This is a genomic window from Lacipirellula parvula (assembly GCF_009177095.1).
Lineage (GTDB): Bacteria > Planctomycetota > Planctomycetia > Pirellulales > Lacipirellulaceae > Lacipirellula > Lacipirellula parvula.
The window spans coordinates 3331831-3344941 of the sequence record NZ_AP021861.1 but is presented as its reverse complement, the minus strand read 5'-3'; the positions used below and the strand labels follow the sequence as shown (position 1 = coordinate 3344941).

Sequence of the window (13111 nt, the reverse complement as noted above, 5' to 3'; positions counted from 1 at the left end):
CGCGGTACAGTCTGAGCATCGCGATTCGACACTATATCAAGCACTAACTTTGGAGACCGAGCAGCCTTTGAGAAATCCGTTCCTTTGAACGCAAGATATGCCACTTCGTCGTCAAGGCCGCTAAGTGTTAGTACCTTACCCGCACTGTCATACTCGACCGTGTTAGCTCCACCACCGACTCCGTCTGGCATTTCTATCGTACAGTTAGTGAAGTTAAGCCGAATGGATTTGTCGTCACTTGTTTGCACCGACACTCCATCGCATTTGACCGCCACCATCCAATGGAAGAAGGAGTACGGCGGCTTGCGGATGGACCAAGCGAAGCGTCTCAAAGAGCTTGAGAAAGAGAACGCTCGACTGAAGCGATTGCTCGCCGACGCGGAGCTTGATAAGGCGATCTTGAAGGAAGCCGCGTCGGGAAACTGGACGGTCAATCACAAACGCGTCGAGCGTCTTTGGCGTCAGGAGGGCCTGAAAGTGCCGCAGAAGCAAAACCAAAACGGAGGCGACTGTGGCTCGCCGACGGCTCGTGCGTGCGGCTGCGCCCATCCTACAAAGATCACGTCTGGAGCTACGACTTCGTCGCCGATCGCACGAGCGACGGCCGGGCGATTCGGATGCTCACCCTAATCGACGAGCATACCCGCGAGTGCTTGGCGATCGACGTGGCCCGAAGCCTCAAGAGCGAGGACGTGCTGGAGCTTGAGCGACCTGTTCGTCCGTCGCGGCGTGCCGACCTACATCCGCAGCGACAACGGCGCCGAGTTCACGGCGACGAAGGTGCGAGTGGCTGGCTCGGGTCGGCGTTAAGACGCTGTTCATCGAGCCGGGCAGCCCTTGGGAGAACGGCTACGTTGAAAGCTTCAACGGCAAGCTGCGCGACGAGCTGCTCGCGCGAGAGCAGTTCGATACGCTGCTGGAGGCCAAGGTTCTCATCGAGCGCTGGCGCCGGCACTTCAACGCCGTCCGACCGCACAGTTCGTTGGGCTACCGGGCTCCGGCGCCGGAAGCGATTCAGCCTGCTTCGCTTGCTTCGGCTACGCCTCAGCAAGCGAAGCAGGCTGGCGTTGGGGCAACGCCAACTCTAACTTAACGATTGGTTCACTAACCGGGGGCAGGTCACATCACTCGGAGCGACGCAAGGAGACGACACGAAAGGTACGCGAATTCGAAGCCGAAGCAGTCGCCTTCGTGGTTAGCAGAGCGATCGGACTAGATGCAGTCACCCGTTCAGCCAACTACATTCAGCTCTACTCTAGTGACAAGGAAATGCTGCTGCAATCGCTGGACTATATTCAGCGAACCGCAACGCAAATCATCACTGCTTTAGAATCAGGGCAAGAGGCCGTTAATGACCACAGTTTCTTCGTCACTGATCGTTCTAAGGTTCTTGTTTGAGGTCGTTAGTACGCATGCCACCGGCCTCATTTTCGCACTCCGCTGAAATGCTGGCATTGCCATCGCACAATGCTATCGCTTTTGAAAGCATTCGCCTTATTTGCAGAATCTAATCTTCTTCACCCATTCTCTGATAGGATGTCAATCCCTCCAGAACATCGAGTGTCAAATGCTTCACGCTCATGCATTACTCAGTGCCTTGCTATCGATCGCCATCGTTGCGAGCGTATCGGTTGCTGTGGAACCTAACGACCCCAAGTCCCCGGTCGTCCTACCGCTGAAGGAGGTCTGGGCACTCGCGATGCCTGGCACCAAAGCATTTCCATCAACGCACAAAGACGATGCGGGCAACTACGTCTCAAGTGACGGCCAAGTGTCTCAGCAGCTCAACGAGGCCTTTGCTTCTGTAGCACGCTCGAAGGAATCTACTGAAGGATTTGTCGTAGCCGGTACAGGGATTGACTCGCTTAAGGCGTTAACTCAAGCCCTCCAGAACTCCACTGGCAAGCGCGATGCGTTCACTACAGAGGAGGAGCTAAACATAGTCTTTTACGCACTTGAGTATGGCTCGGATGTTCACCTCACGAACATCACGCGAGATAAGTCTGAAATCACTCTCTCGTACCGCTTCGCTCCTCACTTTGAAGCGAATGTCAGTAGCAATCTCGCCGTAATTCCTCTCGGAAAAATGCCCCAGGGAAACTATTCGGTCAAACTCGCTCGACAACCACTGGAGAGGAAATATCAAACCCTAAAAGTGAAGAACCCGTCGAAGAAGGAAGCGTCGCGGGTTGTATGCAAACCATTCCGGTTCACGGTGAATGACGCTACGAAGGAGCATTAAAATGAGACCTTTGTTACTGAGTCTTGCTGTTGCATTTGGGATTGTCCTGCCACTTAAGACGCTTGAAGCGAGCCAAGATTCGCTGGGCCCCAACGGCATCAATTCTTTGGTGACGGGTTTGTAAGGAAGCGGCATCAATATTGGTCAGGTTGAGTTGTTCCGTCCGGGCGACCCAAGTTTCGACACCAACGCTGTTCTCTTTCACAGTTCCGTAGACCCCACGCAGGTCTTTTTCCGCAACCCTCCGACGTTCGCGGCCGTCCAGAACAAGCTTGCCGAAACGAGCGACCACGTCGTCAAGGTTGCGGGACTCTTAATCTCGGACCACGCGACGGCGACGGGCGTTGTCCCGGAGGCAAACCTCTACTCAGTCGGAGCGAATCTTGTTGGCCCGACTCCCGAAAACGCCTACGAGCAATTCGCTGAATCAGCTAATTTGCTCGCGACTATGTCATTGCCAAACAGCAGAGACATCGGCGTAATTAACATGAGCTTCGCCGTGACATCAGCAGGCTTGGACCCTGACGGAAGCTCAACACTCACTTCTTACATTGACTGGTCGGCTCGTGAACACGATGTGCTATACGTCGTCGCCGGTGAGGAGGATGGAGCCACGGGAGCCCTCCCAGCAGACAATTTCAATGGCATCACGGTTGGATTTTCAAAGAAGAACGGGACTAAGTATCGCCAATCCGACTCACAGAATGTTTACACGACCGTTCCGGGATCCAATCGGACGTTCATAGATATTCTCGCTCCGGGAAGAGACGTCGAGACGACTACCCGCAATAATGTTATCCCAACGCTTCCGGACCCTGCTGGGAACGGCACTAGCTTCGCGGCCCCGCATGTCGCGGGCACTGCCGCTCTATTGCACGAACGCTCGTACGCCAACGGCTGGGGTTCAAATTCCCGGCAGCACCAAGTGATGAAGGCGGTGATTATGAACTCCGCCGACAAGATTGAGGAACCGAAACGAAAGCGAATGTGGCTCGCCGACGGATCGCGTGCGTCTGCGCCCAGCTTACACGGATCACGTCTGGAGCTACGACTTCGTCGCCGATCGGACCAGCGACGGTCGGGCGATTCGCATGCTCACCCTGATCGACGAGTATACGCGCGAGTGCCTGGCGATCGACGTGGCGAGAAGCCTCAAGCGCGAAGACGTGCTGGAGCGCCTCAGCGATCTGTTCGTCCGTCGTGGCGTGCCGACCTACATCCGCAGCGACAACGGAGCGGAGTTCACGGCGACGAAGGTCCGAGATTGGTTGGCTCGAGTCGGCGTGAAGACGCTGTTCATCGAGCCGGGAAGTCCTTGGGAGAACGGCTACGTTGAAAGCTTTAATGGCAAGCTGCGCGACGAGCTGTTGGCGCGTGAGCAGTTCGACACGCTGCTGGAAGCCAAGGTCCTGATTGAGCGCTGGCGGCGACACTTCAACGAAGTCCGACCGCACAGCTCCTTGGGCTACCGGGCTCCGGCGCCGGAGGCAATTCAGCCAGCTTCGCTCGCTTCGGCTACGCCTCAGCAAGCGAAGCAGGCTGGCGTTGGGGCAACGCCAACTCTAACTTAACGATTGGTTCACTAACCGGGGGCAGGTCACTACGTCGAGCCGAATAGCTCCTAGACCCGGCGCCGAAGGGAGAGACTTGAGCAGCGATTCCGGTTGGATACGTAAGGTGAGAGGCTCGCCGTCGACAACGGCTTCGACGGTGACCGGAAGCAGCATGGCGCGACTGCATTCGCTGCTCGCATACAAGTCAGCGGGTACTGTCGGCGAGGCAACTATGCCCGACGCGCCGGCGAAGATGCCCGAGCGAATGCGAACCACATCGCCTACTGAGAAAATGGTGTATCCCATGGCCGTGACACCTCGCGCTAAACCTAGCCCCACGCTAATGAACAGTACTGCACTGCAACCCAATTCGCAGTAGCGCGGAATTGCGGAAGTCCGCCAATACCGATAAGGATTCACCCCAGTGGCTCGCTTCGACTCGCCGACGCGAAATCTGCAATGCGCAACGCCGTAATTTGCACGGCAGAATTCGTTCTCTGCTCAAATGTGAGCTATGCACGCACCTGACAGACAAGGCTTGGCTTACTACGCAGCAAGAAAGAGTGGGGGCTGCCTCGTCGAATTGAAGTACGACCGGCTCCTCACTGATCATTTCAAGATGCAGAGGCGCGTAAAGCACTCACCGCGGCGCAGGAACACAGGCCGTATCGTTGAAGGGGCTCGGAGCTCTTCCCATCCGCAACCGAGATTTCGAGCGTGGTCACTGCTGGTCACACGACGCCGAGCCAAACCACATCGTCGCCTCTCGCCTTGAATTCAATCAACCTTATTAGCGTTAGGTAGTCGCCCCGGAACAACCGCAAATTGCGAAATTGGGCGTAGATTCTTTCAAGCTCCTGATCATCGGTCCCTCCCGCAATCACCGTAATTGCGACTTCAGATTCGCAGAATTCGATCTTCGCTGCTGAAGTCAGCTTTACGAACGGCGAGGGCATGACGTCACTTGTGGGGTAAGTTTCAATAACTCCGTCTCACTGAACATGGTTCGCTTGAAGTCGTGATTTAGATTCGTCGGATCGTTGCATAATTGGCCGGTCATCGCACTGAAGCGGCGGGATACTACGCATTGACGCCGAATGCACGACCGACGACCGCTGTGAGTGCCATTGCGAGTGCTCCCCAGAACAGAACTCGCGCGACGCCACTGCTAATTCTTGAGCCGCCGACCTTCGAAGCCACGCCACCAAGCAAACCGAGGAAGACTAACGAGGAAACCACTACCGACGCTAGAAGCGATGAAGCGGGAGAGACGATTGCAGCAGCGAGTGGAAGAATCGCACCGCAGCCGAATGCGGCAGCTGAGGCAAACGCCGCTTGGATCGGCCGAGCCTCCATCCCTTGAGCGATACCCAGTTCGCTTCGAGCATGCGCCGCTAATGCGTCATGGGCTGTCAACTGCTCGGCAACGCGAGCAGCAAGCTCACGATCTAATCCTTGTTCGATATAGATATTGGTCAGTTCTTCTAGCTCTCCAGCGGGATCCGCCGCGAGCTCTGCTCGTTCACGAGCAAGATCTGAACATTCCGTGTCTGCTTGAGAACTGACAGAGACGTATTCGCCCGCAGCCATTGAAGCTGCACCCGCGACAAGACCGGCCACACCGGCTACCACAATCGCACCGCGCGATGAGTCCGCTGCGGCGACTCCAGTGATCAGGCTCGCCGTAGAAACAATCCCGTCGTTCGCACCGAGAACGGCAGCGCGGAGCCAACCGATTCGCGCAATTCGGTGTCGTTCTGTATGACGAGAATTCATGCCGCTCAATATACCTGCTAGCGACAAATGAGACGAAGGACTACTTGGTCATTGGTGGGCCGGACCGAGTCTGTCGCGCAGCAACCTAATGGCGTTCCTCGCCTCACGCAGTTCAGCTACGGCAATCGCTTGTGCGCTTGTAGCGTCGGTCACGCCTTGCGTCGTAAGCACGAGCTGAGCCATAGCGGTATCAATTCGTGCTTCCGCGGCCATGAGCAACGACAATTCGTCCGTGTTGGCGTGATGTCCGCTCCCAGGAATATGTCGCCCGCTTGCAACGCCTGAAGGTGATGGATTAGCCAAGCTACGCCTCCCCTTTGCCGGTGACGTCGAACGAGACGGCGCAAAGTCTCGCGTGGAAGTAGGATGCGAGAGTGAGCGAATACATTTGAAGGACGTGGTTAAGTCAAAAGCTGAGTTCGGCGGGCAGTGAGAATTCAATCGGCCGGTATAGCAAGTGAAAGACTAGTTGCCAAGCGTATTCAGCCAGTGGATCTTAAGTCTGCGCACTCGACACGCGATCGTCTCTATCAATGTCTTTGCGATTGTCAGAGATAGACGGCCACTCAGCCGGAGCAGATGTGGCGCTGGCACAGCAGCTTGCATTCGCGAGTTACAGAAGCGATTTCGATACAGTAGCCGCGTGCTCCCGCACCAGCCGCCGCGAATGCAACTAACCCGCGATAGCCTAACGTACCTTCCACCGTCCACCAAGAGATCATGGACGGCGCTACGCCAATCACACCACAGGTGGCAAACTTCGTCCGCAGTTTAGCAGTCGCCAAACCGCTACTAATTTTTCCTCGCTTGTCGGCATGTGACCACTTCACAAGCTGACGACCTCGGGGGGGGGCCTGGAAGTAAGTGCCGTGCTCAACCTGCCCTATTTGCAACTGAGGCATGTATTACTGCGTGCTGTCTTCGTTGGGAACGGGGGCGATTAGCGGCAGGCGTTCTCGGTCAGAAACCACAACGCCTCCCGGCTTTTCGACTGTGATCGCAAAGAGGGTCGGCTTAGCGATCGGTAGGCGGGCGTCAATCGGTATCAAAACTATCTCCGTATCGGAGGGGATGTTGAATACCCCGCCGTCGACCGGCGTCGCTTCGGGGCGATCGGCGTCGAAGATCCAAAGCTGATACTGCTCCTTCGTCGGATCGTTAACTTCGACGCCGCTGAACTCCATCACGCCGCGCTGCAGTTTGTTGGACCAAATCAATTTACCGCTGGCTCCCTTAGCGGCTGGGTCTTCCGTCACGGTCCAGTCAGATTGGAAGACGCTGCCGGGATCGTGCTTCGAGGCGGCGATCAGTTTTGAGCGTAGTTCCATCGGCGACTCTTCCCTGAGATCCGGTTGGCGCGTGAACGAGAATGCCGCCACGGCAATCGCCGCGGCCGCTACGGCCCAGCCTAGCCAATCGCGACGCGGGGCATTATTCACAACACGGCGTCCAACCGGGATCGGCACGACCGAAGGCATCGCCTTCCGATCTTCGACGGCGGTCTTTCGGACGGCATCGAGTGTTCGCTGCTGCAGGGGGGCTGGCAGTGTTTCGTGCGCCATTGCCTGTCCATGTAGGCAGAGGTCGAGCGCCGCGGCTGCGAGCGCCAGGTCGTCGACAGGCGAATCGTCGACGCCCAAGCGTTCCAACTCTCGCTGATCTTCCGGCGAAAGTCCGAAGAGGGCTCGCTCGGCAAGAAGTTCGAGGCGGCGATCGTGGGAAGAAGGTCCGGTGCTCATGCGGCGCCTCCTTTGCCCGTTAGCTTGTCGGTACCGGCGGCCAGCAGCTCGCGGAGCCGAATAAGCCCGCGGCGGGCGTGTGTTTTGACCGTGCCTAGCGGCAGCCGGAGCCGTTCAGCGATTTCAGATTGCGAGCAGCCTCCCTCAAGGGCGAGCAGCAGAACGCGCTGCTGCTCGTCGGATAGTTCCTGCATTTTGGCGCGGGCCCGCTTGGCGTCATCGCATACCTGCAACCATTCGGCCGGATCGCGCGCCGATTGCGGGAGCGTCGTTTCGTCCCAAGACGTCGTCTGAGGTTGGCGTTCGGAACGGCGCTGGCGGTCGATTAACCGCCGGCGTGCGATCATTGCGATGAATGTCGCTTCCGAGGCAATGGCCTCGTCGTAGCGATCAGCATTCCGCCAGACTTCGATGAACACTTCCTGAACGGCGTCTTCAGCGTCGGCGTTGGTCGGAGAGAAGCGGCGCGCTAGCGACCAGACCAGCCCACCGTATCGAGCCAGGCAGTCTTCCATCGCGGCTGGGCCGCCTTTGGCGACGCGGGCCATCACGCTAGTAGCGGATGCGGACAACGGCAGTCTCTTCGATTGAAAAGCGGCCCGGCGGCGGGGCGAATGGCAAAGCTTCGCCCCGCGCCGGCCGAGTCGCAATCTATTTCGGCAGGAGGACGGAGTCAATGACATGGATCACGCCATTAGAACACTCGACGTCGGCCTTCACGACCTTGGCCTTATCGATCATCACCTCGTCGTCCTTCACGGTGACCTGCACCTTGTCGCCCTGAACCGTCTTCGCTTCTTTCACCTTTACGACGTCCGCGGCCATGACTTTGCCGGGGACGACGTGGTAGGTAAGTATTGCGACCAACTTTTCCTTGTTTTCAGGCTTCAGTAGATCCTCAACTGTGCCTTTGGGAAGCTTCGCGAAGGCTTCGTTCGTCGGGGCGAAGACCGTGAACGGTCCCTTGCCCGAGAGAGTTTTGACAAGGTCTCCTGCCTTCACGGCGGCGACCAGGGTGCTGAAGTCTTCGATTCCCGCGGCCGTTTCGACGATCGTCTTAGGTTTTTCAGCCTCGGCGGCAACGTAATGGCGCTGCGCCTGAGCGACTCGGCTCTTCGCGCATTCGCCAGCGCGAGCCGGTTGCGTAAGTGCGGCCAGCGCTGTGAGCGCCAGAGTGTACATGGCAAGTTTCATGGTGGAGATTCCATTTACGGTGATAGCAATCAGTTTGATCCGCCCACGGGGGGCGACTCGTAGCAGTGAACAGGGCCCTGTGCGAAAGTATTCGGTGTCGCCACGGCGGTGGATTCGATGGGAGATGATTTTCTTCGAAGCAATTCTCGCGAAAAGGCTAGAGATTAATTCCGCACGTTTCTCTCGGTCTAATCGCCCCGCCGGGACCCAAATCGCGCGGCGCGGGCTACATGAAGTTGCAAAAAATCGGGCAGCAACGCACTGAGTTGCACATTCGTCCCGACACCGTAAACCTCAGTTTAACGAGCCAGTCGAAGAAAATTCGGATCGCGGCCAGGTGCAGCTTCGGCACACTATCCGTTGCGACGTTTAATTAATGGGGCGCAACTGTAAGTTCGCGAACTCATGAACGAGGCGGCTTTGCCTACGTCGTCACCACCAGGAAAGCAATGGCATGATTAATAGCGACGACGGCCACATTGATCTAGAGCTAGCTCAATATTGACAGCATGCACAAGCAGCAATGGCCCGACTTCGATAAGCGTTTGGCCAGTCAAATACACTGCCGCACGGGCACCGAGGACTCAGACTAGATCCTCCGTAGTCTCCAAAGAGCAGATGGCGGCCCAACTCGACTTCGATGACGTCAAAGCAGCTACAATGTTGGGTTACCAAAACCTTGTAAGTCTTCAACTGATGAAGCGCTTCTGATCGCTGATAGCGTGCACTCTCAAAAAAAGGCTCAACGGCGACGCCTGGCACCATGCACGTGCGCGCGGAGGCGAAGTCGAACTCCGCGCACAAGATGCTCGACTATCGCGCAAAGTTGCCCGCCGAGAATCGAACCCGCTGCCTAACTCTACAAAATCCGAGAAGCAATGCCCTTCAGGAACGCGACGCATTGCAGGGCGCATGCGGTTTGCGTCAATTCGGCTGCAAACTCCGCGTCGCCGGAAGCAAATCGTCGAAGCGACGATCAGCAACGTCTGTTCGTCCATGCACGGTTAGGCTGGCAATCGCCCACATCTCGGGCCGTAGCGACATGAAGTCGTCCAGAAATTGCGGGTCGAACTTCGTGCCGCGACCCGCCCACATCATTTGCTCAACGTCGGCGTCTTTGAACGCCGGACGGTAGACGCGCGCGTGGGATAACGCGTCGAAAACGTCGACGATCGAGACGATTCTTCCAGCTTCGGGGATGGCATTTCCGGCGAGGCCGCGCGGATAGCCTGAGCCATCCCATTGCTCGTGGTGAGTGAGAGCAATGTCACGAGCCATCTGCAGAACGGGCGAATACGATCCCTCGAGCATTTGTCCGCCAATCAGCGTGTGATGTTGCATGATCGACATTTCCTCCGCCGTGAGATTGCCGCGTTTGCACAGAATGGCGTCGGGAATGCCAATCTTGCCGATGTCGTGCATCGGCGCGGCGAGGCGAATCATTTCCACTTGCTCCGCCGGCCAACCAATCGTGGCCGCGAGGAGCTCGCTGTACTGGCCCGTGCGTCGAACATGATCTCCCGTCTCTTCGTCGCGATAACCGACGGCTTTCACTAGTCGATAGATCGTCTCTTCGTGCGCTGCACGGATCTCGGCTGTTTGCAGGCGGACCTTCTCCTGAAGTCGTAAGGTCAGCTCACGATTCTCGATGCTCAGCCTGCGGCGCTCCAGGGCGTTGTCAATCTGAGCGAACAGGTCTTCTCTGCGGACCGGTTTGATAACGTAGCCGAGCGCCCCGAGGGTCATCGCGTGGATGGCTTTACGGGTGTCGACTTCCGCCGTCACCATGAGGACGGCCGCGTCTGGCGCTTCGATCGCCAGTCTTGCTAGCATTTCAACTCCCGAGATTCCCGGAAGTTTATTGTCTAGCGTCACGATGTCGACTGTGTGCGACTGCAAATAAGCGAAGCCGCGCTCGGCGTCTGGCGCCGAGGCGCACTCGAAGCCTCTCTCTTCTAACCACTGCTTGAGGCACCGGCAAAGGGAGGGTTCATCATCGATGATCAGAACTTTTTGGCGTGACATGCGGTACCATCGGCGTTGGACGCGAGCGACCCAGCGAAAGAATCGTAAGGAGGCCCGATCGACTCGGTCTTCACGATCAGGCCGCCCGTCGTCTAGCCGTTACGTTCTAAATGGGGCGGCATTTGGTCGCTAATCAACTCTATGCCACTGAGAGCGTCCCTTCTGAACGTTCACGTCGCCGCTGGGTGAATTGCGGTTCACCGCCAGTTTGCGTCGACGCGTCGAGCCTGCAACGCCCCGGGGAAAAAGCCCCATTAGCGCGACGCCCGGTTACACATTGCTCGTCTGGGGAATCCCTATGCGAGGCAAGCTATTCTCATCACGGAAGGGGAAGCCGGCATCTGTTTGCGTCGCGTTTCCTTAAATAGAGCTGATCTGAAGAGGAATATATGTCCATCCGGTCTCCGTTACTCACCTACGATAGCTTTGCCACGCTCATCGCATGGATTAGCACCTGCTTGCTGGCCGCGGGGCTGAGCATGCTGTTCAGCGATCACACGCGGTGGGTCTGGACTTGGTGGGGATGCTTTGGATTGACCGCGGCGCTGGGGCTGGACGTCGCGGCGCGTATGAGAGCGCATAAGCGGCACGAAGAAATCGCTCAGGCGGTGCAGGACCGGTTTGAGAGGGAGCTCGGGGGCGCGGAACAGGGCGTCAAATACAACCGGCGAAGCGGCGACCCTCGTTAGCAATTGCGAGTCGCTCACCGGCGGAGGCCGACAGTGAGTGCAACGACGCTAGCTCGCCTGACCCGCGCGCCCCCTTGTAGTTTTTTGTTGCACGACGCCGACCCAAAGAGTTATGTTGCAGTCGTTCGGCGCGACATGGTGACACATCTTGCGAACAGCGCGGCGACCTGCAAAAGTTGCTCGCCCACGCGATAGTTCGTGGGCCTGCTCTTCTCAAGCGTCATGCGGCCAGTTGGCCAGGATACCCCCTACCCGCAGCATCACGTTGAAGGCAACGGCAGTCGCGCGTTCCATTACCGCTCTGAGGTAGAACAATGCAGCATTGCTCCATGTCTCTTTGCAGTACCGGCAATCGGGTGATGGTCATCGACGATGATCCGCAAGTGCTCCGGCTTCTTGGCGCCATTATCGAGAACGAGGGCGCCAACGTAGAGCTCGAGACGGATCCGAGATTGGCTCTTGAGCACCTGCGGGGGAGGCCGTTCGACGCCTTATTCACCGATTTGCAAATGAGCGGGTGCAGCGGGCTGGAAGTCATTCGCGAAGCGCGGCGGATCCAGCCCGGAATCTCGACGGTGATCGTCACGGCCTATGGAACTGTCGATTCCACGGTGAATGCATTCCACCTGGGAGCCGTCGACTACATTACCAAGCCGTTTCGAGCCGATCAGGTCGCCGGAGCGCTCGGCCGAGCTGCGACCAATAATGTGAAGTCGCGCAATCGCGCGATGGAAACAAAGGCAGCAATTGCCGCCGCGCCGGCGACTGAGGCGTCGGTCGTCGCTTGCAGTCCCGCGATGCAACGCGTGCTTGAGTTCGCGAAGCGGAGTGCCGCGTCGTTCAGTCCGATGTTAGTCACCGGCGAAACGGGAGCGGGCAAAGAGACAGTTATTCGCTACATCCATTCGATCAGTTCCAACTCGACCGGACCCTTGGTGAAAGTCAATTGCGAAGCGGTCAGCGAAGGCCAACTCGCGGAGGTGCTCTTTGGCAAAGAATCGGCGACAGGCGAGATTCAACGCGGGGCGATGGAACGGGCGGCCGGCGGCATGCTGTTTCTGCACCGGGTCGCCAATATTCCTAAATGGATGCAGGCTGAACTGGCGACGGCGTTTCTGGAACAGCGATTCTTGCGCGTCGGAGGCGTCGCGCCAGTCGCTCTGGAAGCCCGGATCGTCGCCTCGACGTCAGAAAATATTGAGCCTCTCGTAAGGGCCGGAGGCTTCGTCGATGATCTTCATAACTTCCTGAGTCAAGCTCCCCTGGAGGTGCCTCCGCTGCGCCGGCGCCGCGAAGATATTCGACCGCTGCTGGCGAGCCTGATGAAAGAAGCCAACCGCACTTCGCAGTCGTACGACCGCCGCCGAAAAATCGAGTTTACCGAAGAGGCGATGGCCAAGCTGGAACGCTACGAATGGCCTGGCAACGTTTACGAACTCGAAAACTTCGTACGTCGGGCCATCGTCTTTACGTCGGAATCGCAACTGTCGGCCGCGCGAGTGGCGGAACTGTTGCCGCCAACGCGTCCGCCCGCGAATACGGAGATGATCTCGGTCCCCTATATAGGCGACCTCAAGATCATGGAGCGGGCCTTGGTTTCGGAAGTGATTAATCGCTCACACGGCAATAAGTCGGCGGCGGCGCGGACGCTGGGTCTACACCGTAAGTCGCTTTATCGAATTATGGAGCAGGACGACGAGAACGCTGAGAAGTAAAATGATTGGAATTCACTCACAACTGCCGTTATTGCGTGGCTTATTGCCGCGATGGCAGTCTAGGCAGCTTCAGGCAGGTTCTAGACCCATTCGCGGTTTGCCGTTTTGTCCGAACTTAGGCATGTAGTCATGCAATTATTTGGAGGAAATGGTCTACGATGAACGCCGTGCAATCCAC

Annotated in this window: 9 protein-coding genes and 2 pseudogenes; 5 read left to right on the top strand and 6 right to left on the bottom strand. The window is 57.6% G+C overall.

The annotated features are described in order from the left end of the window. Positions 1–279: 279 nt before the first annotated feature. The 3 genes and pseudogenes from PLANPX_RS13195 to PLANPX_RS28435 all read left to right on the top strand — a co-directional run. Positions 280–1093: pseudogene (locus PLANPX_RS13195) on the top strand (IS3 family transposase); the annotation flags it as partial. 474 nt (positions 1094–1567) lie between these two features. Continuing rightward, positions 1568–2242, top strand: a complete 675-nt coding sequence (locus PLANPX_RS13190) for a hypothetical protein (RefSeq protein ID WP_152099184.1) — start codon at positions 1568–1570, stop codon at positions 2240–2242. A 154-nt stretch (positions 2243–2396) separates the two neighbouring features. After that, positions 2397–3813, top strand: a pseudogene (locus tag PLANPX_RS28435) (integrase core domain-containing protein). Positions 3814–4526: 713 nt separating this feature from the next. On the opposite strand, the gene PLANPX_RS13175 reads toward PLANPX_RS28435, so the two are convergent. From PLANPX_RS13175 to PLANPX_RS13150, 6 genes are all read right to left on the bottom strand, one after another. Further along, positions 4527–4751 carry a hypothetical protein gene (locus tag PLANPX_RS13175; RefSeq protein WP_152099183.1) on the bottom strand — a complete coding sequence of 75 codons (225 nt, stop codon included), beginning with the start codon at positions 4749–4751 and terminating at the stop codon, positions 4527–4529. Positions 4752–4875: 124 nt separating this feature from the next. Next, complete coding sequence (locus PLANPX_RS13170) at positions 4876–5571, bottom strand: VIT1/CCC1 transporter family protein (protein ID WP_152099182.1); 696 nt, start codon at positions 5569–5571, stop codon at positions 4876–4878. Positions 5572–6476: 905 nt separating this feature from the next. Continuing rightward, entirely contained in the window at positions 6477–7310 is an 834-nt protein-coding gene (locus PLANPX_RS13165) for an anti-sigma factor (protein WP_152099181.1), read from the bottom strand. Next, positions 7307–7882, bottom strand: a complete 576-nt coding sequence (locus tag PLANPX_RS13160; RefSeq protein ID WP_198421886.1) for an RNA polymerase sigma factor — start codon at positions 7880–7882, stop codon at positions 7307–7309. The genes PLANPX_RS13165 and PLANPX_RS13160 overlap by 4 nt, the downstream gene beginning before the upstream one ends. Before the next feature lie 79 nt (positions 7883–7961). Continuing rightward, positions 7962–8492 (bottom strand): fasciclin domain-containing protein, encoded by a 531-nt coding sequence (locus PLANPX_RS13155; protein ID WP_420844083.1) that lies wholly within the window; start codon positions 8490–8492, stop codon positions 7962–7964. Between the two features lie 936 nt (positions 8493–9428). Further along, entirely contained in the window at positions 9429–10529 is a 1101-nt protein-coding gene (locus PLANPX_RS13150; RefSeq protein ID WP_152099179.1) for an HD domain-containing phosphohydrolase, read from the bottom strand. A gap of 389 nt (positions 10530–10918) precedes the next feature. Between PLANPX_RS13150 and PLANPX_RS13145 the strand changes: the two genes are divergently transcribed. Together PLANPX_RS13145 and PLANPX_RS13140 are read left to right on the top strand one after the other, a co-directional pair. After that, positions 10919–11218, top strand: coding sequence for a hypothetical protein (locus PLANPX_RS13145; RefSeq protein WP_152099178.1), 300 nt, complete (start codon positions 10919–10921; stop codon positions 11216–11218). 329 nt (positions 11219–11547) lie between these two features. After that, positions 11548–12933 carry a sigma-54-dependent transcriptional regulator gene (locus PLANPX_RS13140; protein ID WP_172992046.1) on the top strand — a complete coding sequence of 462 codons (1386 nt, stop codon included), beginning with the start codon at positions 11548–11550 and terminating at the stop codon, positions 12931–12933. The last annotated feature ends 178 nt before the right edge of the window (positions 12934–13111 follow it).

Excerpts from the sequence above, each read along its gene's own strand:
- PLANPX_RS13190 (WP_152099184.1), top strand. The coding sequence starts at position 1,568 with ATGCTTCACGCTCATGCATTACTCAGTGCCTTGCTATCGATCGCCATC.
- PLANPX_RS13175 (WP_152099183.1), bottom strand. The coding sequence starts at position 4,751 with ATGCCCTCGCCGTTCGTAAAGCTGACTTCAGCAGCGAAGATCGAATTC.
- PLANPX_RS13170 (WP_152099182.1), bottom strand. The coding sequence starts at position 5,571 with ATGAATTCTCGTCATACAGAACGACACCGAATTGCGCGAATCGGTTGG.
- PLANPX_RS13165 (WP_152099181.1), bottom strand. The coding sequence starts at position 7,310 with ATGAGCACCGGACCTTCTTCCCACGATCGCCGCCTCGAACTTCTTGCC.
- PLANPX_RS13155 (WP_420844083.1), bottom strand. The coding sequence starts at position 8,492 with ATGTACACTCTGGCGCTCACAGCGCTGGCCGCACTTACGCAACCGGCT.
- PLANPX_RS13150 (WP_152099179.1), bottom strand. The coding sequence starts at position 10,529 with ATGTCACGCCAAAAAGTTCTGATCATCGATGATGAACCCTCCCTTTGC.
- PLANPX_RS13145 (WP_152099178.1), top strand. The coding sequence starts at position 10,919 with ATGTCCATCCGGTCTCCGTTACTCACCTACGATAGCTTTGCCACGCTC.
- PLANPX_RS13140 (WP_172992046.1), top strand. The coding sequence starts at position 11,548 with ATGTCTCTTTGCAGTACCGGCAATCGGGTGATGGTCATCGACGATGAT.